The following is a 19,780-nucleotide window of genomic DNA, read 5'->3' as shown; positions in this document are numbered from 1 at the left end:
CTCGACCCCAACTCCCCATCAGCCGGGGTTCCTTGCCCATCGTGCCACGCGCGCGGGGGAGCGTGCGCGAGCGATCTACGCCGGAGCGTGACCGACGCCACGCCCGGTGGCCTTACGATGGCGCGGTGCTGGTCAAGTGGATTCGCTGCGTCGTGGTTGACCGCCGGGGCTTCGAGCGGGGGCAGCGGAAATGGGCGGGGCTTCTGGGGGAGCCGGGGTTTCGGGGGCAGGGCGGGGGCTGGAGCCGGCAGCGGCCGGGGGTGGCGCACATCTTCGCCTTCTGGGAGAGCCGTGCCTTTTACGACTCCTTCATGGCCCGCTCCCACGACCGCCTGGCCGCCGCCCAGGCCGGCACGTTCAAGGACGCCCAGGCCAAGCTGTTCGAGTACCGCTTCGATGTGAAGACGGGCTTCGAGCCGCGGTTCAGCGACACCGACCTGATCCGCGTGGCCCTGTGCCGCATCCACGAGGAGCGCGTCGAGCACTTCACGCTCATGCAGGAGAAGGTCTGGAACCCCGCGATGGCCGGTTCGCCCGGCATGATCCGGGGCATGTTCGCCGAGGCGCCCGAGCAGGAGTTCCTGATCCTGTCGATGTGGCGGTCGGCGGCCGAGCACGGCAAGTACCGCACCGAACGTGTCGAACGCCTCGCACTGCGTGCCCAGACGGAGGCGGACGTCGCGGCGCTCTCCGGCGACATCGTGGACCTGGAGCCGTCCTGGACGGTCTGAACCGCCTTCGGTTCGATGACCGAACAAACCGCCCCGAACCGCCGCACGCGGGCCCCGGGGCCGGCCCGTGAAGACGAGGGACATGTGACCTACGCTGTATGGAGCCCGTACGAGTGCTCGTCCCCCCGCCGTTCGATCTAGGGTTTTGGCATGGCACGACCACGGCGCATCGTCCTTGTCCGACACGGCGAGTCAACGGGCAACGTCGACGACTCCGTGTACGAACGCGAACCCGACCACGCCCTCGCGCTGACCGAGCGCGGCTGGACGCAGGCCGAGGAGACCGGCAAGCGGCTCCGCGAGCTCTTCGGCCGGGAACGTGTGAGCGTCTACGTCTCCCCGTACCGACGCACCCACGAGACCCTCCGCGCGTTCCACCTCGACCCCGACCTCATACGCGTGCGGGAGGAACCCCGACTGCGCGAGCAGGACTGGGGCAACTGGCAGGACCGCGACGACGTACGTCTGCAGAAGGCCTACCGCGACGCGTACGGCCACTTCTTCTTCAGGTTCCCGCAGGGCGAGTCCGGGGCCGACGTGTACGACCGGGTCGGCGGCTTCCTGGAGAGCCTGTTCCGCAGCTTCGAGGCCCCCGACCACCCGCCGAACGTTCTTCTCGTGACCCACGGGCTCGCGATGCGGCTGTTCTGCATGCGCTGGTTCCACTGGACGGTGGCGGATTTCGAGTCCCTGGCCAATCCCGGGAACGCCGAGATGCGCATGCTCGTCCTGGGGGACGACGGCAAGTACACGCTCGACCGGCCCTTCGAGCGCTGGCGGAAGCCTGTGCCGTACTGGGTGAACGGATAGAGTGGCAGGGCGATGACCGCTGACTCCTCTTCCCTCGGGCGCCTGGAGCGTGCTCTGGCGAGCCTGCGCGGACTGGCCGTGGGGGACGCGCTGGGCTCCCAGTTCTTCGTTCCCGCGAACTATCCCCTGCTCAAGCGCCGCGAGCTGCCCGCAGCCCCCTGGCAGTGGACGGACGACACCGAGATGGCCTGCTCCGTGGTCGCCGTCCTCGCCGCCCACCACCGCATCGACCAGGACGCGCTCGCGCTCTCCTTCGCCGAGCACCACGACTTCGACCGGGGCTACGGCCCCGCGGTCAACCGGCTGCTGCGCCTGGTCCGGGAGGGCGGGGACTGGCGGGAGCTGGCCGCCGGCCTCTTCAAGGGCCAGGGATCCTGGGGCAACGGCGCCGCCATGCGGATCGCCCCCTTGGGCGCCTGGTACGCGGACGATCCCGAGCAGGCGACCCACCAGGCGGAGATCTCGGCCTATCCCACCCACCAGCACCGGGAGGCCGTGGTCGGGGCCATGGCCGTGGCCGCCGCCGCGGCACTGGCCGGCTCGCCGGACGGGCCGCCCCCACCCGAGGCCCTCCTCGACGGAGTCGTCGCCCTCGTGCCCAGGAGCGCGGTCGGTCAGGGCCTGCGCCGCGCCCGGGACATGCTCGACTACGACGACGCGGCCACCGTCGCGGCCGTCCTGGGCTGCGGACGCCGTACGACGGCCCACGACACCGTCCCCTTCGCCCTCTGGTCCGCCGCACGGGCCCTCGGCGACTACGAGACGGCCTTCTGGACGACCGCCCAGGTGGGCGGGGACGTCGACACCACCTGCGCGATCGTGGGCGGCGTGCTCGCCGCCGGCAAGGCCGGGGCACCGCCCGCCGAATGGGCGCGGCGCACCGAGGCACTGCCGGACTGGGTGCCCGCGGGGGTCTGACGGCTTCCGCTGCGCTCCCGCCGCCCCCGTGTCCGGCTGGGCGGAGGTTCTTCCGTGCCGCAGACCGGTCGGAAACTCTCCGCTCTGGTCGGCCGCAAACTCTGCGTGGCGACTGGGAACTCTCCGTGACGGTGGTCCGTTGTTCCGGTATCCGCTGCTCACCGTGTCGACGGTGCGAGTGCCGGCGGAGCCGGGACGATGACGGAGGGAGGGCGGGAGATGGCGTTCGCCTTGCTGGGCCCAGTGCCGGCGCCAGAGCCGCTGGAGCAGCTACGCCTGCTTCCTGTTCTCCTCCTCACCCTGTTGCTCGCTCTGTGCGGCGCCCTGGGCGCCGATCAGCCGACGCGCGGGCCCGCCGTACTCGCCAGGGAGTCGATGTCGCTCCTGCGGACCCTCGGCATCAGCCAGGCGGCGAGGCAGGCGAGCTCGCGGACCGGGGCCTGTTCTGGGGCCAGGCCCTTTGCCGGAGAGGCGAAGGTGAACAGCGGGATGCCGGTCATGGACACCCTGCGGCGGCCGAGGGCCTCACCGGACCGCGCGTCGCGTCGAGCACCACCGTGAGTCCGCAAGCCGCGCTGACGGAGAGCGGAGAGTGCGATGCCGGGATGCCTGTCCGGGCGGGCCGTGCCCGGTTTCTGACCGCCCTTGAGGAGCTGGGAGGCCGTCACCATGGTCCACTCCGCAGACAGTAGTGAGCGCTTGCGTTCACTGTCGCGTCCACGGCAGTGAGTTCCCAGCAGTGAAGCCAGGCGTTCACTTGAACGTGCCCCGCGCCTCCCTGCCGCTGCAACGCGCCCACCCGGACGGCTTCGCCTCGCCGGCGTGACCCGGTGCTGGAGCCCGCGAACCTGGACGCTGCCCTGAGCAGCTCGGTCCAGACCGGCAAGGCCGCGGTCCACCGCAGCCGGGCCTCGAAGGATCTCGTCGCGGACGCCCCGGTGCCCGGGCTCTCCGGGAGGGGCAGGCATCGAGCAGGCACCGGACCCCGGTAGCTCGCGCGACACCTCCTCGCCCAGCGCCGGCAGGTGCGACCGATCACGTACTCGCGGCCTGGTGCGGCCCTGAGGCCAGTCATTCCCGAATGCGACCGGACGGGGATCGAACACTTGGAAGGCGTGACCTTCAGGGGGCTTGGTGGAGCCGCCCGTCAGGCTGGTTCGCTAGGTGATCGAGCGTGCAACAGAGCGACGGAAGGTCCGCTCCGACGCGGCCAACAGCTATGAGTTCGACGTGATCCCGGCCATGATGACGTACCGAGCGAAGATGTGCGCCAGCGAATGAGTGATCAGAATCTCGCGGAGCTGACCGACCGGCCGATGCTCCTGCCGGCACCCGGTACGGCAGCTGACCGCCCCCTCGGGAGCTGTGCGCGCCGGCCCCGCGGCGGGGCCTTGCCCGGCGGTACGCCCGAGCTGCCGTGCGGTGGTACGCCGGGGTGTCGCGCGGCGGCATGACCAGGGTGTCGCGCGACGAGAGCGGCGGCGTACGCTAAGGGCGCCATGCCGTACGAACCACCTACTCACACCGTCGAGCGCTCCCTGCGCGCCACGACCGGAGCGAAGGTCATTGCCGGTATCGACGAGGTGGGACGCGGCGCCTGGGCCGGGCCCGTCACCGTCTGCGCGGCGATCACCGGCCTCCGCCGCCCGCCGGAGGGGCTGACCGACTCCAAACTGCTGACGGTCAAGCGGCGCACGGAACTCGCCGCGACCCTGCAGGGATGGGTGACGTCCTACGCGCTGGGGCATGCTTCCCCCGAGGAGATCGACCACCTGGGGATGACGGCCGCGCTGCGGCTCGCCGCGGTCCGCGCCCTGGACGCTCTGCCGGTCCGCCCCGAAGCCGTGATCCTCGACGGGAAGCACGACTACCTCGGCGCCCCCTGGAGGGTGCGCACGGTGATCAAGGGCGATCGTTCGTGCGTGGCCGTAGCGGCGGCGTCGGTGATCGCCAAGGTTCAGCGCGACAAAATGATGGCCGAACTGGGTATCGACCATGCACACTTCGGATTTGCGGACAACGCCGGGTATCCGTCGCCCGTGCACAAGGCCGCACTGGAGGAGTGGGGGCCCACCCCGCACCACCGCTTGTCGTGGGCGTATCTTGATGCGTTGCCTCAGTGGCGGCACCTCAAGAAGGTCCGCAGCTGGGCGGACGGAAGCGTTCCGGAAATTGAGGGTCAGCTCGGCTTCGATTTCTGACGGTTCCGCTCGCACTGATGTGCCACCCGGTCATCCGCGCCGCACCAACGTTTGATAAAAATCAGCTCATGCCTCTCATTCCCGAGGAGCCTCAGATTCACGAGAGTGCCCAGGGTCCCCGCGCCACTCCGGCCAACGGCCGTACCGCGCCGACCCCCCGCCCCGTACCCGGCCCCCGCCCCGCGGCTCCGTCCCGCCCCGGTCGTCCCGGCCCTCTGCGGCCCACGCCGCCGGTGCAGCGCACGCCGCGTGACGTGGTTCCGGCCAAGCCTGGTCCGTCCGGCCAGGCCGCTCCCACCGCCACCACGGCGAGTCCCCAGATCCAGCTGATCCCGGCCTCGGCCGAGGGTGCGCTCGACGCCGCCGAAGAGGCGGTGGACCTGCTCCTTGACTCGGGCCGCGCCCCCGGTGACGTGCTCGTGGTCACCACGGGTGCGCAGCATCCGTGGACCGAGCACGAGCTGTCCTTCGGCGAGGCGTCCTACTGGGCGCAGCACGACGCCGGGGACGACGTCTTCTACACGGACGCCGCTCTGGTCTCCCGTGCCGCGTCCCGCCCGGTGGTCGTCGTGGCCGTCAACGGGGGCCCCGCCTCCGTCGCTGCCACCGCCCTCCCCCTGGCGCACGCGCGGGCCGGTGCACTGCTGATCGTCTGCGGCGACCCGCAGCAGATCAACTCGGTGCTGGGCGCAGGCGTCTGAGTCACGTCCGGCACCACCTGCATCGGGGTGCCGGAGGAGCCGTTCCGGCGGAATCCGCACGGTGCGGCTTTCGACGTGCCCGGACGCCTGGCAGCCGCAGTGCTGCCGGTGGGACTGTTCCCGTGGCGAGCCCGGAGGGCGCGCCGGACTGTCCGGCGCGCTGATCCGGGTTGCCGCGGCGGCGCATGCCCGGGGCCGGATCCTGCGGCCCAGTCGTGCCGTGCAGCCGTGCGGCCGTAGCGCAGGCGGCCACACCGAGGGGCTTCCGGAGACGGTCTCGCAAGTCCTCGGCCTTCCGAGGCGGACACCTGTGCTCATCGGCGTTGTGTGTGGCGTAGTTGGCGCCGTTCGCGGCGAACGTCGGCTCGCCGCCGGGGCGTCGCTCACCGGCCTCCGGTGCCGTTCGCGCTGTCGGCCGGCAGCGCGAGCCGGCGTACCGTCCGCCTCTACCGGGTCAGCGGGCCGCTGCCCGGCGCAGCACCTCGGAGACCGGGCCCCCGGTCCGTGGCACGAGCGGCGGGGCCTCCGACGTGGCGAAGGGCTCCGGCTCGGAGTGCGCGTTGGGGCGGCGTCCGCCCCGGCCCTCGCCGAGCACCTGCCAGCCTTCATGCGTCAGCGTGATGTACGCCCCGCATCGCAGCCCGTGCAGGGTGCAGGCGTCACGCAGTCCCCACATCCAGGCGCCGTCTTCCTCGGTCCAACGCCCGTCACCCTCACGGCAGTAGAGGAGGACGGCCGTGCGCACGGGGGTGCGGCGGCGCAGGTCGTGGGGGATCACCCGGCGCAGCTGGGCCAGCAGCGCGTTGCGGAACATCCAGCCGTCGGCCGGGGCCGAACGGCGGGTGAACGAGGCACTGGCCCGCAGCCGTTCGTCCGGGTCGAGGACCGCCACGATCGCCGTGAGCGGCTTCGGGTGATGGCGGGCGTGCAACCCGCTGACGACCTCACGGGGGTTGCGCAGCAGAGGGATACCGGCGGCAGCCCACTCCGCCGGCTCAAGCAGGCGACTGGCGGAGGCGGCGGACGCGGACGTCGACAACGAGGCCGCCGAGGACGAGGCGAATCCGAAGGTCACGTTCCTCCCTTCGGCTACGCGCCCATACTGCGGGCGAGGTCGGATTCGGGGGAGCGCGCACCGCAGCGGAGCCCAACGGATCACAGAGAGCTGTGCGGGGAGCGGACCTCAATTCTTCCTGTCGAACTTGGATGCGGCAACGAGCAATTGGGGCCACCGACTGTTATCAGGTGGTGCGTGGCTTATATCCCTACCCGAAGGTTCGGCTGATGACGCCTGCGACGGCCGGTCACCGTCCCACGGTTTCCGCGAGCGACCACCCGGACCGGGCCTGGCCCCCGGTACCGGCGGCCGTGCACCAGCCACAGACCCCCCCCGGGGCCGTCGACCCGCGGACCAGCCACGAGCCCCGGTACCGGCGGCCGGCCGCGCTGGGCGCCGGCAGGCGCAGCGGCGGGGCACCGGTCATCCCTGAACGGCGAGGACCAGCGGCAGCACGCCCCGCGCCCCGGACCTGCGGAGCAGCCGTGCGGCGACCGCCAGGGTCCAGCCCGTTTCCGTGAAGTCGTCGACCAGCAGCACCGGACCGTGTGCCTGGCCGAGGGCAGCCGTCAGGGCGGGCGGCACCGTCAACGCGCCGTCCAGGGCCTTCAGCCGCTGCGCGCTGTTGCTGCGCGGCAACCGCGGCGCGTCCGCGGCGTATTCCACCGAGCCGAGCAGCGGGAGCCGGCCGATCTCGGCGATACGCGCGCCCAGGGAGTGGACCAGCTGCGGCCGGCTGCGCGAGGCCACGGTCACCACGCCCACCGGCCGGGGCGGGGCGTCGGACGCACCGGAGGCCCAGCCGCCGGGGCCCCGGGCCCAGTCGGCCAGGACATCGACCACGGCTCCCGCCACGTCGTCCGGCACCGCGGCGTCCGGAGCACCGGGCGCGAGCAGCGGCCGCAGCCGGTTGCCCCAGCCGATGTCCGACAGACGTCCCAGAGCCCGCCCCGGCAAGGCCTGTTCCCCCGCCGGGATGCGGCCCTTGAGGTCGATGCCGATCGCCGGGAGGCCGGTCGGCCACATACGGCGGGGTTCCACCTCGACTCCGGCGCGGCCCAGGTCGCTGCGGGCCGCGTCCAGGGCCGCCGTGGACATGTCGGAGGTGAAGCGGGGGCCCGCGCAGTTGTCGCAGCGTCCGCAGGGCTTGGCGCCCTCGTCGTCCAGTTGGCGCTGCAGGAACTCCATCCGGCACTCGGTGGTGGCCGCGTACTCCCGCATCGCCTGCTGTTCGGCCGCGCGCTGCCGGGCCACCCACGCGTAGCGCTCGGCGTCGTACGACCACGGCTGCCCGGTCGCGACCCAGCCGCCCTTCACCCGGCGGACCGCTCCGTCCACGTCGAGGACCTTCAGCATGGTCTCCAGGCGTGAGCGGCGCAGCTCGACCAGCGGTTCCAGCGCCGGCAGCGACAGGGGGCCCTCCGCCCGGTCGAGGACGTCCAACGTGCGCCGGACCAGCTCCTCGGAGGGGAAGGCCAGCGAGGCGAAGTACTCCCAGATCGCCTCGTCCTCCTTGCCCGGCAGCAGCAGCACCTCGGCGTGCTCGACGCCGCGGCCGGCCCGGCCGACCTGCTGGTAGTAGGCGATGGGGGAGGAGGGCGAGCCGAGATGGACCACGAATCCGAGGTCCGGCTTGTCGAAGCCCATGCCGAGCGCGGAGGTGGCGACCAGGGCCTTGACGCGGTTGGCGAGCAGGTCGTCCTCCGCCTGCTGCCGTTCGGCGTTCTCCGTCTTGCCCGTGTACGCGGCGACGACGTGCCCGCGCTGCCGCAGGAAGGCGGTGACCTCCTCTGCCGCGGCGACCGTGAGCGTGTAGATGATGCCCGAGCCCGGCAGGTCGGGGAGATGGTCCGCGAGCCACGCCATCCGGTGGGCGGCGTCCGGGAGACGCAGCACACCGAGGCTCAGGCTCTCCCGGTCCAGTGGTCCGCGGAGCACCAGCGCGTCCGATGTGCCGCCGGTGCCGAGCTGCTCGGCGACGTCGGCGGTCACCCGCGCGTTGGCCGTGGCGGTGGTGGCCAGCACGGGGACGCCGGGCGGGAGCTCGGCGAGCATGGTGCGCAGCCGGCGGTAGTCGGGGCGGAAGTCGTGGCCCCAGTCGGAGATGCAGTGGGCCTCGTCCACGACCAGCAGGCCGGTGGCCGCGGACAGCTCGGGCAGGACCTGATCCCGGAAGTCGGGGTTGTTCAGCCGCTCCGGCGAGACGAGCAGCACGTCGACGTCGCCCGCCGCGATCTCCGCCTGGACTGCCGCCCACTCCTCGGTGTTGGCGGAGTTGATGGTCCGGGCGTGGATACCGGCCCGGCCCGCGGCCTCCACCTGGTTCCGCATGAGCGCCAGCAGCGGCGAGACGATCACCGTGGGACCGCTGCCTCTGGCCCGCAGCAGCGAGGTCGCCACGAAGTACACCGCGGACTTGCCCCATCCCGTGCGCTGCACGACCAGGGCCCGGCGTCGGTCGGCCACCAGTGCCTCGATCGCCCGCCACTGGTCCTCGCGCAGCCTGGCGGTGCCCGTGGCGTCCCCGACGAGCCGGGCGAGGACGGTGTCGGCCTGGGCGCGGAGATCCGCGTTGCTCGTGTGCTCCATGCGTCCATACAACAGGACGGGACCGACATTCGTGCGAGGCCGAGGCAGGGCTGTGGACGACGGGAACGGCCTTGTCGTGTCCCTGATTCGACTTATCCACAGGATCAACCGGAATGTCGTGATCCGCGAGATCGTCGGCGCATGACGAATCACAGCGGAACCACCGGACCCCACGGAAACGACGACATCCCGGAGCAGGCGCCCGCGGCCGGCCCGGTCGAACACGCCGCGCAGGTCACTCTGCGCACCCCGGCCGAACTGGCCGACGCCTTGCCCTACCTGCTCGGCTACCGCCCGGAAGACAGCATGGTCCTCGTCGCCCTGCACGACCACGGAGGCCGCGGCAGGTTCGGGGGCCGGGCCCGGCTCGGGATCCCCGCGAACGACGAGGACTGGGAGGCCGCCGCCCGGCAGCTGGCCCGCGGGCTGGTGACCGGCAGCGAGCGGCGGGGCTCCCGGCCCGAGCGGATGGTGGCCTACGTCTGTCAGGAACCCCGCCCCGGAGAGTCCGGCCGGGACGTCAAAGGACGGCTGGAGAGGCTGGCCCAGCTGATGCGCATCGAATGCGGCAGCCTCGACGTACCGGTCATCGAGGCCCTGTGCGTCTCGGACGGCCGCTTCTGGTCGTACTGCTGCCCGATCGCGGACTGCTGCCCCGAGGAGGGCTCGCCGATGGGCCTGCCCGGCACGTCCGTGCTCGCCGCGGCGGCCACCTACGCCGGCATCCAGGTCCGCGGCACCCTGAGGGAACTGCGCGCCCGGTTTCAGCCCTGGGAGACCAGCGCGGCACTGGAACAGGAGATCGCCCTGGACGCGGCCGGCATGAGCCTGGTGCCCCGCATCCTGGACGAGAGCGCCCGCCAGGAAGTGGCGGAGGAGACGCTCGCGCTCGCCGAGCGGATCATCCGCCGCTACGCCACGGCGGCACCCGTATCCGGCACCCACCCTGCCGACGTACGCGACGACGACCTCCTCGCCGACGACGAGGCGGCGACCCTGATCCTCGGACTCCAGGACCGCACGACCCGTGACAGCGCCGCCGCCTGGATGGAAGGGGACGAGGCCGGTCAGGCACTCCGGCTGTGGCGCGCCTTGGCCCGCCGCTGCGTCGGACCCTACGGGGAGCACGCCGCGGCACCGCTGACCCTCGCGGGCTGGGTCGCCTGGTCCATGGGCGACGAACTGGAGGCGCGCGAGGCACTTGCCATGGCACTGGCCGCGGATCCCGACTACCTCTTCGCCCGCCTGCTGCATCAGGCCTGCAACGAAGGGCTCGACCCCGAGGCGGTCCGCCGCTGCCTGCGCGAGAGCGCGCGGCGCACACCGGCGGGCGGTTCGCAGCACGCCCCTTCGGCGGAGCGAGGCACCACGGACGAGCCGGTGGACTCGGCGGCCCGGATGGAGCAAGCGGACCCGGCACACCACAGGTGCTCGACGGAGGCTGCGGCCCCGGGATCCCCGACCGCTCTCGCCGGACCGCCGCAGACCCCGGCTGAATCAGGCGGGGCCGACCCGCACGACGGGGACCAGGGCGCCGATCCCGGATCCCCGAGGCGTGTGCAGAGGCGACGCCGTGCACGGACCCAGGACGACGGCGGCGCGCACACGGGGCGGCCCAAGGCGCGCCGGCAGCGGCCGGCCGACTCCCGCCCCCGGCCGTCCGCCACCGACGTCACCGGTCCTGGCACCCGTGCGGTGAGCACCACGCGCACGCGTGCGGCGGCTTCGAACGACGCGACGTCCGGTGGCGCCCTGCCGGACAGCCGGAGCAGGCAGCCTGAGGGGGACGGATGAGGGTCGGCCGCAGCCGGTCCGGGCGGTCCGCCCTGACCGGTGCGGCTCGCGCCGGGACGGCGGCCGGGCCCACGGCGGACAGCGGGGGCGTCACCGCCCACCGCCGCAGCGCCCTCACCGCCGTCCACCTCCTGGACGCCGGCCTGCTCGGTGCCGGCAGCCCCGCCACGGGACTGCTCGACAAGGTGCGCACACAACACCTCGCCCGGCTGCTCGCCACTCCCGTCATGGACACGGGGTGGGGACCGCGTGGTCCGGGGCCCAAGGAAGCGGGACCCAACCCGTTCGGCCACCGCACCGGAGCCGTGCGGGTCCATGAGACCGCACTCGCGGTCGCCGGGCTGGCGGCGGCCGGCCACGAGAGAGAAGCGGTCGGCCCTCTGAAAGGGCTGCTGGGAGCGGCGGAACACTTCGGCCACCGGCTCCCGGAGATGTTCTCCGGCGAACAGCGCTCCGCTACCACCGGACCCTGCCGCATCCCGCGGCCTGCCGTCCGGCGGCTACTGCGGCGGCCTCCGTGATCCTTTGTGAAGGAGGGGGACCTCGTACGACCTCATGCGACACACCGGACGACGAAGCGCGAGGGGGCCCTGCGTCGCATACCGCGATGAAGCGGAACCACCACCGATGCGCCCGATGGAGGGAGTGTTTATCGTCAGGGAGACGACTATGATCGCCGCATGCCCTACGACCCGTCAGCCTTTCCGCCCTTCGCCGTCACCGTGGACCTGGTCGTGCTGACCGTGCGCCGTCATGCCCTGTGCGCGTTGGCGGTCCGCAGGGGCGAGCCTCCCTTCCAGGGGCGCTGGGCGCTGCCCGGCGGCTTCGTACGGGCCGACGAGGACCTGTCCCAGGCGGCGGCGCGCGAGCTGGCCGAGGAAACGGGGCTGTGCGCCCATGACCCCTCGGCCCCGGCCCAGGACAACGGAGCACATCTGGAGCAGCTCGCCACCTACGGCGACCCCAAGCGGGACCCGCGCATGCGCGTGGTCAGTGTCGCGCACCTCGCGCTGGCGCCCGACCTGCCCGCGCCGCGTGCCGGCGGCGACGCCAGCAACGCCCGCTGGGCCCCGGTCGAGGAACTGCTCCAGCAGGGCGGATACGGCCGGGACGGCGAACCCGTGGCACCGCTCGCCTTCGACCACGCCCAGATCCTCGCCGACGGAGTGGAGCGCGCTCGCTCCAAGATCGAGTACTCGTCGCTGGCCACCGCCTTCTGCCCGCCCGAGTTCACGGTCGGAGAGCTGCGCCGGGTGTACGAGGCGGTGTGGGGTGTGGCGCTCGACCCACGCAACTTCCACCGCAAGGTCACCGGAACCCCCGGCTTCCTCGTCCCGACGGGAGGTACGACCACCCGCCAGGGCGGCAGGCCGGCCCAGCTCTTCCGCGCCGGCGGCGCCACCCTGCTCAACCCGCCGATGCTGCGGCCGGAGGTCTGACGGGCGGGTCACCGGACGGTCGTCGCGCCGGCCGCCCCTGCCGGGCGCCGACTCCGTCGAACGGTGGACAGGGGGACGACGGGCCACGCGGCATCGTCCCGCAAAGCGGCTTATACCCGAAAAACCAGACATGTCGCGCTATCTTGCTGCAGGTGATCCAGGCCTTCGGACTGACCAGCAATCCCCGCAAGGCGCAACCGCCCGCCGTCGACGACATCTCCTTCGAAGCGCGCGCCGGGCATGTCACCGCGCTCCTCGGGAGCGTCGGCGCGGGCAAGACGACGGTGCTCAAACTGATGCTTGAGCTCCAACAGGGGCGCGGCATCACGTACTTCAGAGGCCGCCCCCTCCATCTGACCGCCCACCCCTCATGGGAAGTCGGCGTTCTCCTCGGCGACGTACCGGGTCACCCGGCCCGCTCGGTCCGCGGCCATCTGCGCATGTTGTGCGCCGCATCGGGAGTGCCCGCCCGCCGGGCCGACGAGGTCCTCGAAGTGGTCGGTCTCGTCAGTCTCCGCGAAGAGCGCCTCGGCACCCTGTCCCGCGGCATGGACCGCAGGCTCGGCCTGGCCTGCGCCCTGCTGCCGGACCCGCACACGCTCGTCCTGGACGAACCCACCGACGGTCTCTCCGTCCGGGAGGCCCAGTGGTTGCACGGCATGTTGCGGGCCCACGCCGCCCAGGGCGGCACCGTGCTCTTCACCACGGCCGATCCCAAGGAGGCCGCACGCACCGCCGACCGGGTCGTCACCCTCGACGGCGGCCGGCTCGTCGCCGACCAGGAGGCCAAAGCCTTCGCCCGCACCCGGCTGCGCCCGCGTGTCGCCGTCCGCAGTCCCCATGCCGCACGCCTCGCGGCCCTGCTCGCCAAGGACGCCCGGGTCGCCCGCCGCTCCGTCGAAGTCGTGCGTGAGGACGGCAACCGCCTGTCGGTGTACGGCACGACCACCGCCGACGTCGGTGAGATCGCCTTCCGTAACGGCATCCTCGTCCACCAACTCGCCGATGAAGTGGGCGACACGGGGCCGGGCAGCGGTGCCGACGGCGGCGAGGGCGAGTGCTCCGCCGAGCCCCGGAAAGTGGTCCCGGACGCAGCTGCGGTGGGTCGGGACGTCCACCCGGATCGCGGTTCGGCGGAGCGGCACACGGCGGCCCCCGACGCCCGGGACGGGGAACGGAAACGGGGCTCGACCCGTCGCGCGTGGGCGGGGCGCGGACGTCCGGCGTTCGGCTTCTCCGCGGTCGGTGGCTCGTCCGAGGAGCCCGGCCGGGCCACGGGTGCGCGGCCGACGGCACCCGAGCACGCGAGGCAGGAGGTTTTGAGGGCGACCACGACGGCGGGCTCTACGGGGTGGGAGCGGCGCACTCAGGAGCCGACGGTGACACCGGGCGTCGCGACGCCCGGCACCGAAGCGGCCGAACCCCGCGTCCTCGCCCTCGACCGGACGGCGCCCGATACGGAGACCCCGGCTGCGGATGGCCCGTCGGCGAACGCCACCGCGTCCGGGACCACGTCGAACCGGCGGGAACGCACACCGGCCGACCCGTCGGCGACGGGGACGGAGCGGGCCGCCGCCGGTCCCTCCCCGGCCGGAGAACGGCAACCGGAATCCGGCCTTTCGGCGCCGATGGGAGCCGCCGACAGCGAGTGGACCGCACGCGGCCAAGCTGCTGACCAAGGGACCGTGCAGGATCGCCCGCTGCCCCTCGCCGCCGCGCCCACCCGCCATGCCCCGCCGACTGCGGCCGCCGCGGCCGACGCCACGGTGAACGGCGTCTCCGTCTCCGGTGAGGCTGCCACGCCCGGTGGCGGTGCCGGTGAGGCGACTTCCGGAGCCGCCGATGGCCGGTCCGCCGACCCGACGGCCACCCCCGCCGCCGGCCCCGGCACGGTGGCGACGGCGTCCGAGCCGCAGGCCGACGGCACCCGCACTCCCGCGACGACCCTGACCGGCACGCGTACCTTCCTCCCCGGCGCCAGGACCCCCGGCGCCGGGCGGCCGCAGGCCGACCGCGCGGCCGGCCCCGACGGTGTCAGCCCCCTCGCCGCTCCCTCCCCCCTCCCGCCCCCCATCTCCGTCCGCCCCGCTCCCAGCCCGCTGCGCCCCCTCCGCTACGAGATCCGCCGCGCCACCGGGATCGGCACCGGCTTTCTCACCTGCGGCGCCGTACTGGTGGTGTCCGCGCTCATCGCCGTCCTCCTGGCGCGGATCGGTCACACCCCGCGGGCGCGGCTGTTCGCGGCGTGGCCGGGGCAGCTGCCGCTGCCGCCCGCGGCGCTCGCGGCGGGGCTGATCGGTGCGCTGGCCTTCGGGGACGAGTTCCGCCACCCCGCCCTGGCGGCGGACCGGGGCACCGTCCCCCGCCGGCTGGGGCTGCTCACCGCGAAACTGATCGTCTCCGGAGCCGCCGCGGCCCTGCTCGCCTTCCTGACCGTGGGGTGCGACGTCGAAGTGCTCTACGTCGTCTACGGACGGGAGCTCACACAGGTTCCCGCGGACTGGCTCTCGCTCACCGCGAGTTGGTTCGGGCTGGTCGTCGGCTGCGCCTGGGCCGGGGTTCTGGCGGCCGGGGTGTTCCGGTCCACGACGGCCGGACTGGCCGCCGTCCTCGCCGTACCCGTCCTCGTCGCCCCCCTCCTGCACCAGGCCCTGCAAGGCCCGGCCGTGCGTCTGGCCGCCGGTTTCCCGGCGCGGATGCGGCAGGTCTTCCTGCTGCAGTGGCCGTTCGGAGGGGAGCGGTACCTGCTCGCGGCCGCGCGGATCCTCGCTCAACCGGTGGGCGGCGCGCTGGCGTTGTCGCTCGGGGCGTTGCTCTGCGCGTACTTGTTCACCGCGCTGCGCACCCGGCCCCGATGACTACGCTCCGTACACTTATGGTTCCCCTATGCCCACAACTCCCCGAAGAAAGCCCATTTCTTTCCGATAAGGCGTCAATTGCGACGGGGTGAGCGATCACCCTTTCGTGTGCTTTTCACCAAAGACCTCAAGGGAGTTGGAACCGGCGCCGACAAAGGATCCGTGAGTACCCTTGCGCACACCATGATGACCGCCGCCCGCCCCGCAGACTCAGGTCTGGCCGGCCCGGGCGAACTCGACCGCTACCCCTACGCCGAGGCTCCCGTGGCCGACCGCGTCGGCGCGCCGGCCTGGGACACCGGGGATCCCGAGCTGGGCCGCGTGGGCCGGCGTGCCGCGGGCAGCCGCGGGCGCGGACTGCACGGCCAACTCGTCCAGCAGCTGGGACAGATGATCGTCTCCGGCGACCTGGGTGCCGACCGCCCGCTGGTGCCGGAGGAGATCGGCCAGCGGTTCGAGGTGTCCCGCACCGTCGTCCGCGAGTCCCTCCGGGTCCTGGAGGCCAAGGGCCTGGTCAGCGCCCGTCCGAACGTCGGCACGCGCGTGCGTCCCGTGAGCGACTGGAACCTCCTCGATCCGGACATCATCGAGTGGCGGGCCTTCGGGCCGCAGCGCGACGACCAGCGCCGGGAGCTGAGCGAGCTGCGGTGGACGATCGAGCCGCTCGCCGCCCGCCTCGCCGCCGGGCACGGGCGCGAGGAGGTGCAGCAGCGCCTGTGCGACATGGTCGAGATCATGAGCCACGCCATGGCGCAGGGCGACGCGCTCACCTACTCGCGCGCCGACACCGAGTTCCACGCGCTGCTCATCCAGATCGCGGGCAACCGCATGCTGGAGCACCTCTCCGGCATCGTCTCGGCGGCCCTCCAGGTCTCCGGCGGCCCGGTCACCGGCTGTGACCGGCCCAACGAGGCCTCCCTCGCGCAGCACGCGCGGATCGTCGACGCGCTCGGCACCGGCGACGGTACGGCGGCGGAGGCGGCCATGCGTCAGCTGCTGACGGTCCACCCCGAGGTGGAGCGCGTGGTACCCGCCCCCCGCGAGCACTGACCCCCGCGAGGGTGTGTGGTGCGGTCGTCGGTGTGCGGCGTGCTGGTGGTGCTCGTGACGACGCCGGCCCGGATGCCGGCCGTCGCCGGACCCCGTCGGACCATGTGGGGTCCGGCGGGGTCCGGCGGTGCGACGGACGCCGTACCTCTTGAATGTGACCGGGGCAGAGGGCGCCGTTGATCTCACTTGTGCATGTCTGACCGCTTTTGACCGCTTACGGGGTGTGACTCGGGCCACGTAGATTGGGCGTAACGCTCGTGGAGACAGCGCGATGACCTAAGAGGTGACAGCCGCGGAGGGAATACGGACGCCACACCAGGCGCTGTGCATCTTCCCGGCCCCCGCCCGCGCCGTCGGCCCATCCCCAAGGCCGGTGGTCGGCTCCTGTCCGCAGTGGACGGTGCCGGAAGCCGTTTTCCAACGTTCCGAGAGGTTGTTCGTGTCGGCCAGCACATCCCGTACGCTCCCGCCGGAGATCGCCGAGTCCGTCTCTGTCATGGCGCTCATTGAGCGGGGAAAGGCTGAGGGGCAGATCGCCGGCGACGATGTGCGTCGGGCCTTCGAAGCTGACCAGATTCCGGCCACTCAGTGGAAGAACGTACTGCGCAGCCTCAACCAGATTCTTGAGGAAGAGGGTGTGACGCTGATGGTCAGTGCCGCAGAGCCCAAGCGCACCCGCAAGAGCGTCGCAGCGAAGAGCCCGGCTAAGCGCACCGCCACCAAGACGGTCGCGGCGAAGACGGTGACCACGAGGAAGGCCACCGCCACCACGGCCGCCCCCGCGGCGCCCGCCGCCCCGGTCACAGCTGATTCCGCCGAGGAAACCGCACCCGCCAAGAAGGCGGCCGCCAAGAAGACGACCGCGAAGAAGACGGTCGCCAAGAAGGCCGTCGCGAAGAAGACGGCCGCGAAGAAGACCACGGCCAAGAAGGACGACGTCGAGCTTCTCGACGAGGAGGTCCTGGAGGACACCAAGGTCGCCGACGAGCCCGAGGGTGCCGAGAGCGCCGGCTTCGTCCTGTCCGACGAGGACGAGGACGACGCGCCCGCGCAGCAGGTCGCCGCGGCCGGTGCCACCGCCGACCCGGTCAAGGACTACCTGAAGCAGATCGGCAAGGTCCCCCTGCTCAACGCCGAGCAAGAGGTCGAGCTGGCCAAGCGCATCGAGGCGGGCCTGTTCGCCGAGGACAAGCTGGCCAACGCCGATAAGCTCGCCCCGAAGCTCAAGCGCGAGCTGGAGATCATCGCCGAGGACGGCCGCCGTGCCAAGAACCACCTCCTGGAGGCCAACCTCCGTCTGGTGGTCTCCCTGGCCAAGCGCTACACCGGTCGTGGCATGCTCTTCCTGGACCTCATCCAGGAGGGCAACCTCGGTCTGATCCGCGCGGTCGAGAAGTTCGACTACACCAAGGGCTACAAGTTCTCCACGTACGCCACCTGGTGGATCCGTCAGGCGATCACCCGTGCCATGGCCGACCAGGCCCGCACCATCCGTATCCCGGTGCACATGGTCGAGGTCATCAACAAGCTCGCGCGCGTGCAGCGCCAGATGCTCCAGGACCTGGGCCGCGAGCCCACCCCGGAGGAGCTGGCCAAGGAGCTGGACATGACCCCGGAGAAGGTCATCGAGGTCCAGAAGTACGGCCGTGAGCCCATCTCGCTGCACACCCCGCTGGGCGAGGACGGCGACAGCGAGTTCGGTGACCTCATCGAGGACTCCGAGGCCGTCGTCCCGGCCGACGCGGTCAGCTTCACGCTCCTGCAGGAGCAGCTGCACTCCGTCCTCGACACCCTGTCCGAGCGCGAGGCGGGCGTCGTCTCCATGCGCTTCGGTCTCACCGACGGTCAGCCGAAGACCCTCGACGAGATCGGCAAGGTGTACGGCGTGACGCGCGAGCGCATCCGCCAGATCGAGTCCAAGACCATGTCGAAGCTGCGCCACCCGTCGCGTTCGCAGGTGCTGCGCGACTACCTCGACTAGGTCCCGCTGCCGGACGGCGTAGGCCCGGTTCCCTGCACGGGAGCCGGGCCTTCGTGCTGCGCGCGTGCGACGGGTGGATCACCCTGGGTGTCCAGGAGGACCACAGAGTGAGGAGCATGCATGCGCCGTTCCGTTGCCCGGGCACTGATCCTGCCGTTGGCCCTGGCGGCCACCGTCACCGCGATACCCCTGGCGAGCGCCCCTCCCGCGGTCGCCGACAGCGTGGTGGTCGGCGGGTTTCCGATAGACGTCTCCCAGGCTCCGTGGACGGTGGCACTGGCCAGCCGTGACCTGTTCGGCGGCATGCGGGCGGGGCAGTTCTGCGGAGCTGTGGCCATCGGGCGCAGCACGGTGCTCACCGCGGCCCACTGTCTGGCCCAGGACGTCCTCGGGGTGGCGCCCGACCGTCTGCGTGACCTCAAGGTCATCGCGGGGCGCACGGACCTGTTGTCCGGGGAGGGCCAGGAGATCCCGGTACGGGACATCCGGGTCAATCCCGCGTACGACATCACGACCAACTCCGGCGACTTCGCGGTCCTCGGCCTTGCCGGAGAGCTGCCGCAGAGCGCGGTCGTCGCCATGGCGGGCTCGGGCGACCCCGCCTACGCGCCGGGCACGGGGGCCATCGTGTCCGGATGGGGCGACACGACCGGCGCAGGGACGTACGCACGGCGGCTTCGCGCCGCACGCGTGCGTGTGCTGCCCGACGAGCTGTGCGCACGCGCCTACCCCGGCGGCCCCGACGGCACCTACCGGGCCGGCACCATGCTGTGCGCCGGTGAGGCGGCCGGCGGGCCCGACGGCTGCCAGGGGGACAGTGGCGGGCCGCTGGTGGCCAAGGGGCGGCTGATCGGCCTCGTGTCGTGGGGGAGCGGCTGCGGGCGGCCGGGACTCCCCGGCGTCTACACGCGCGTCTCCCAGGTCGTACGGGTCCTTGAGGCGGCCAGGAGGGGCCGGGGACGGCCCGTCACGCGCTCGTGAGCGCGGATGCGGGGGCATGAGCACGGGCGGCCGCTCCTGGAGAGGAGCGGCCGCCCGTTCACCGGCCTGTGCCGGGGCTGGCTCGTCGTGTGTGCGAGATTCAGCGCTCTTCGTCGGAAGCGGTGTTCGGAGCGGACGTGAGCCGCTCCGTCTCGTCCTGTATCTCAGCGGCGATCTTCTTGAGTTCCGGCTCGAACTTGCGACCGTGGTGGGCGCAGAAGAGCAGTTCTCCGCCGCTGAGCAGGACCACGCGCAGGTATGCCTGGGCGCCGCATCGGTCGCAGCGATCGGCGGCCGTCAGCGGGCTCGCGGGGGTCAGAACAGTAGTCACGTCGCCTCTTCTCTAGCTCGACGAGCTGTCGTACCAGGGTCAACATCCAACCAGCCCGAAAACGTTCCCGCTCGTGGCTTTTCCTCGAAAAAATCTTTCCGGGGCGGCTGTCTGCTGCCGGTTGGCGGCGAATGTGCCGTATTGCGTCTCTTGTATGCGTACGGGTTCGCGCTGTCTTGCTGTCTCGGTCCTCCCGGCCGGGTTGCCGGTTGTTCATGAGGACGTGCCCGGAGCCTAAATGGTTCATGCCTCGAAGGGAACGTGATGTGTACTTCACTCCATCGAGGGATCGAACACGTATGCGAGTCTGGACTAGTGTGAGTTGCCGACGAGGGTGGC

General features: G+C 72.1%; 15 protein-coding genes and 1 pseudogene. 12 read left to right on the top strand and 4 right to left on the bottom strand.

Annotated features, from left to right (window positions below; genetic code table 11):
• Positions 1 to 125: 125 nt before the first annotated feature.
• From ACZ4VF_RS07385 to ACZ4VF_RS07375, 3 genes are all read left to right on the top strand, one after another.
• Positions 126 to 731 (top strand): YdbC family protein, encoded by a 606-nt coding sequence (locus tag ACZ4VF_RS07385; protein WP_467923660.1) that lies wholly within the window; start codon positions 126 to 128, stop codon positions 729 to 731.
• A 150-nt stretch (positions 732 to 881) separates the two neighbouring features.
• Entirely contained in the window at positions 882 to 1,541 is a 660-nt protein-coding gene (locus tag ACZ4VF_RS07380; protein WP_467923659.1) for a histidine phosphatase family protein, read from the top strand.
• 12 nt (positions 1,542 to 1,553) lie between these two features.
• Positions 1,554 to 2,459 (top strand): ADP-ribosylglycohydrolase family protein, encoded by a 906-nt coding sequence (locus tag ACZ4VF_RS07375; protein WP_467923658.1) that lies wholly within the window; start codon positions 1,554 to 1,556, stop codon positions 2,457 to 2,459.
• A gap of 335 nt (positions 2,460 to 2,794) precedes the next feature.
• Here the strand turns inward: ACZ4VF_RS07375 and ACZ4VF_RS07370 are convergent, their stop codons facing one another.
• Positions 2,795 to 2,959: a hypothetical protein gene (locus tag ACZ4VF_RS07370; protein ID WP_467923657.1), complete on the bottom strand. Its 165-nt coding sequence runs from the start codon at positions 2,957 to 2,959 to the stop codon at positions 2,795 to 2,797.
• Positions 2,960 to 3,958: 999 nt separating this feature from the next.
• Between ACZ4VF_RS07370 and ACZ4VF_RS07365 the strand changes: the two genes are divergently transcribed.
• Both ACZ4VF_RS07365 and ACZ4VF_RS07360 read left to right on the top strand, forming a co-directional pair.
• Positions 3,959 to 4,660 (top strand): ribonuclease HII, encoded by a 702-nt coding sequence (locus ACZ4VF_RS07365; protein WP_467923656.1) that lies wholly within the window; start codon positions 3,959 to 3,961, stop codon positions 4,658 to 4,660.
• Positions 4,661 to 4,728: 68 nt separating this feature from the next.
• Positions 4,729 to 5,361, top strand: coding sequence for a hypothetical protein (locus ACZ4VF_RS07360; RefSeq protein WP_467923655.1), 633 nt, complete (start codon positions 4,729 to 4,731; stop codon positions 5,359 to 5,361).
• A gap of 454 nt (positions 5,362 to 5,815) precedes the next feature.
• Here the strand turns inward: ACZ4VF_RS07360 and ACZ4VF_RS07355 are convergent, their stop codons facing one another.
• Both ACZ4VF_RS07355 and ACZ4VF_RS07350 read right to left on the bottom strand, forming a co-directional pair.
• A complete protein-coding gene (locus tag ACZ4VF_RS07355) occupies positions 5,816 to 6,436 on the bottom strand; it encodes a hypothetical protein (RefSeq protein ID WP_467923654.1) in 621 nt (206 codons plus the stop codon).
• Between the two features lie 405 nt (positions 6,437 to 6,841).
• Complete coding sequence (locus ACZ4VF_RS07350; RefSeq protein ID WP_467923653.1) at positions 6,842 to 9,007, bottom strand: RecQ family ATP-dependent DNA helicase; 2,166 nt, start codon at positions 9,005 to 9,007, stop codon at positions 6,842 to 6,844.
• Positions 9,008 to 9,148: 141 nt separating this feature from the next.
• Here ACZ4VF_RS07350 and ACZ4VF_RS07345 point away from each other — a divergent pair, with 141 nt between their 5' ends.
• From ACZ4VF_RS07345 to ACZ4VF_RS07315, 7 genes and pseudogenes are all read left to right on the top strand, one after another.
• Positions 9,149 to 10,801, top strand: coding sequence for a DUF4192 domain-containing protein (locus ACZ4VF_RS07345; RefSeq protein ID WP_467923652.1), 1,653 nt, complete (start codon positions 9,149 to 9,151; stop codon positions 10,799 to 10,801).
• A 116-nt stretch (positions 10,802 to 10,917) separates the two neighbouring features.
• A pseudogene (locus ACZ4VF_RS07340) lies at positions 10,918 to 11,327 on the top strand (glycogen debranching N-terminal domain-containing protein); the annotation flags it as partial.
• 154 nt (positions 11,328 to 11,481) lie between these two features.
• Positions 11,482 to 12,240, top strand: a complete 759-nt coding sequence (locus ACZ4VF_RS07335) for an NUDIX hydrolase (RefSeq protein ID WP_467907983.1) — start codon at positions 11,482 to 11,484, stop codon at positions 12,238 to 12,240.
• Positions 12,241 to 12,392: 152 nt separating this feature from the next.
• Positions 12,393 to 15,098 (top strand): ABC transporter ATP-binding protein, encoded by a 2,706-nt coding sequence (locus tag ACZ4VF_RS07330; protein WP_467923651.1) that lies wholly within the window; start codon positions 12,393 to 12,395, stop codon positions 15,096 to 15,098.
• A 162-nt stretch (positions 15,099 to 15,260) separates the two neighbouring features.
• Positions 15,261 to 16,148, top strand: a complete 888-nt coding sequence (locus tag ACZ4VF_RS07325; RefSeq protein ID WP_467923650.1) for a FadR/GntR family transcriptional regulator — start codon at positions 15,261 to 15,263, stop codon at positions 16,146 to 16,148.
• Between the two features lie 439 nt (positions 16,149 to 16,587).
• A complete protein-coding gene (locus ACZ4VF_RS07320; RefSeq protein WP_467923649.1) occupies positions 16,588 to 18,129 on the top strand; it encodes an RNA polymerase sigma factor in 1,542 nt (513 codons plus the stop codon).
• A 120-nt stretch (positions 18,130 to 18,249) separates the two neighbouring features.
• Complete coding sequence (locus ACZ4VF_RS07315; RefSeq protein ID WP_467923648.1) at positions 18,250 to 19,110, top strand: serine protease; 861 nt, start codon at positions 18,250 to 18,252, stop codon at positions 19,108 to 19,110.
• 100 nt (positions 19,111 to 19,210) lie between these two features.
• On the opposite strand, the gene ACZ4VF_RS07310 is transcribed toward ACZ4VF_RS07315, so the two are convergent.
• Positions 19,211 to 19,441: a DUF7455 domain-containing protein gene (locus tag ACZ4VF_RS07310; RefSeq protein WP_053655192.1), complete on the bottom strand. Its 231-nt coding sequence runs from the start codon at positions 19,439 to 19,441 to the stop codon at positions 19,211 to 19,213.
• Positions 19,442 to 19,780 lie beyond the last annotated feature (339 nt).

It is taken from the genome of Streptomyces sp. NPDC029151 (genome assembly GCF_055564315.1).
The sequence above is the reverse complement of the archived record's forward strand: the minus strand, read 5'-3'. Positions and strand labels throughout refer to the sequence as shown.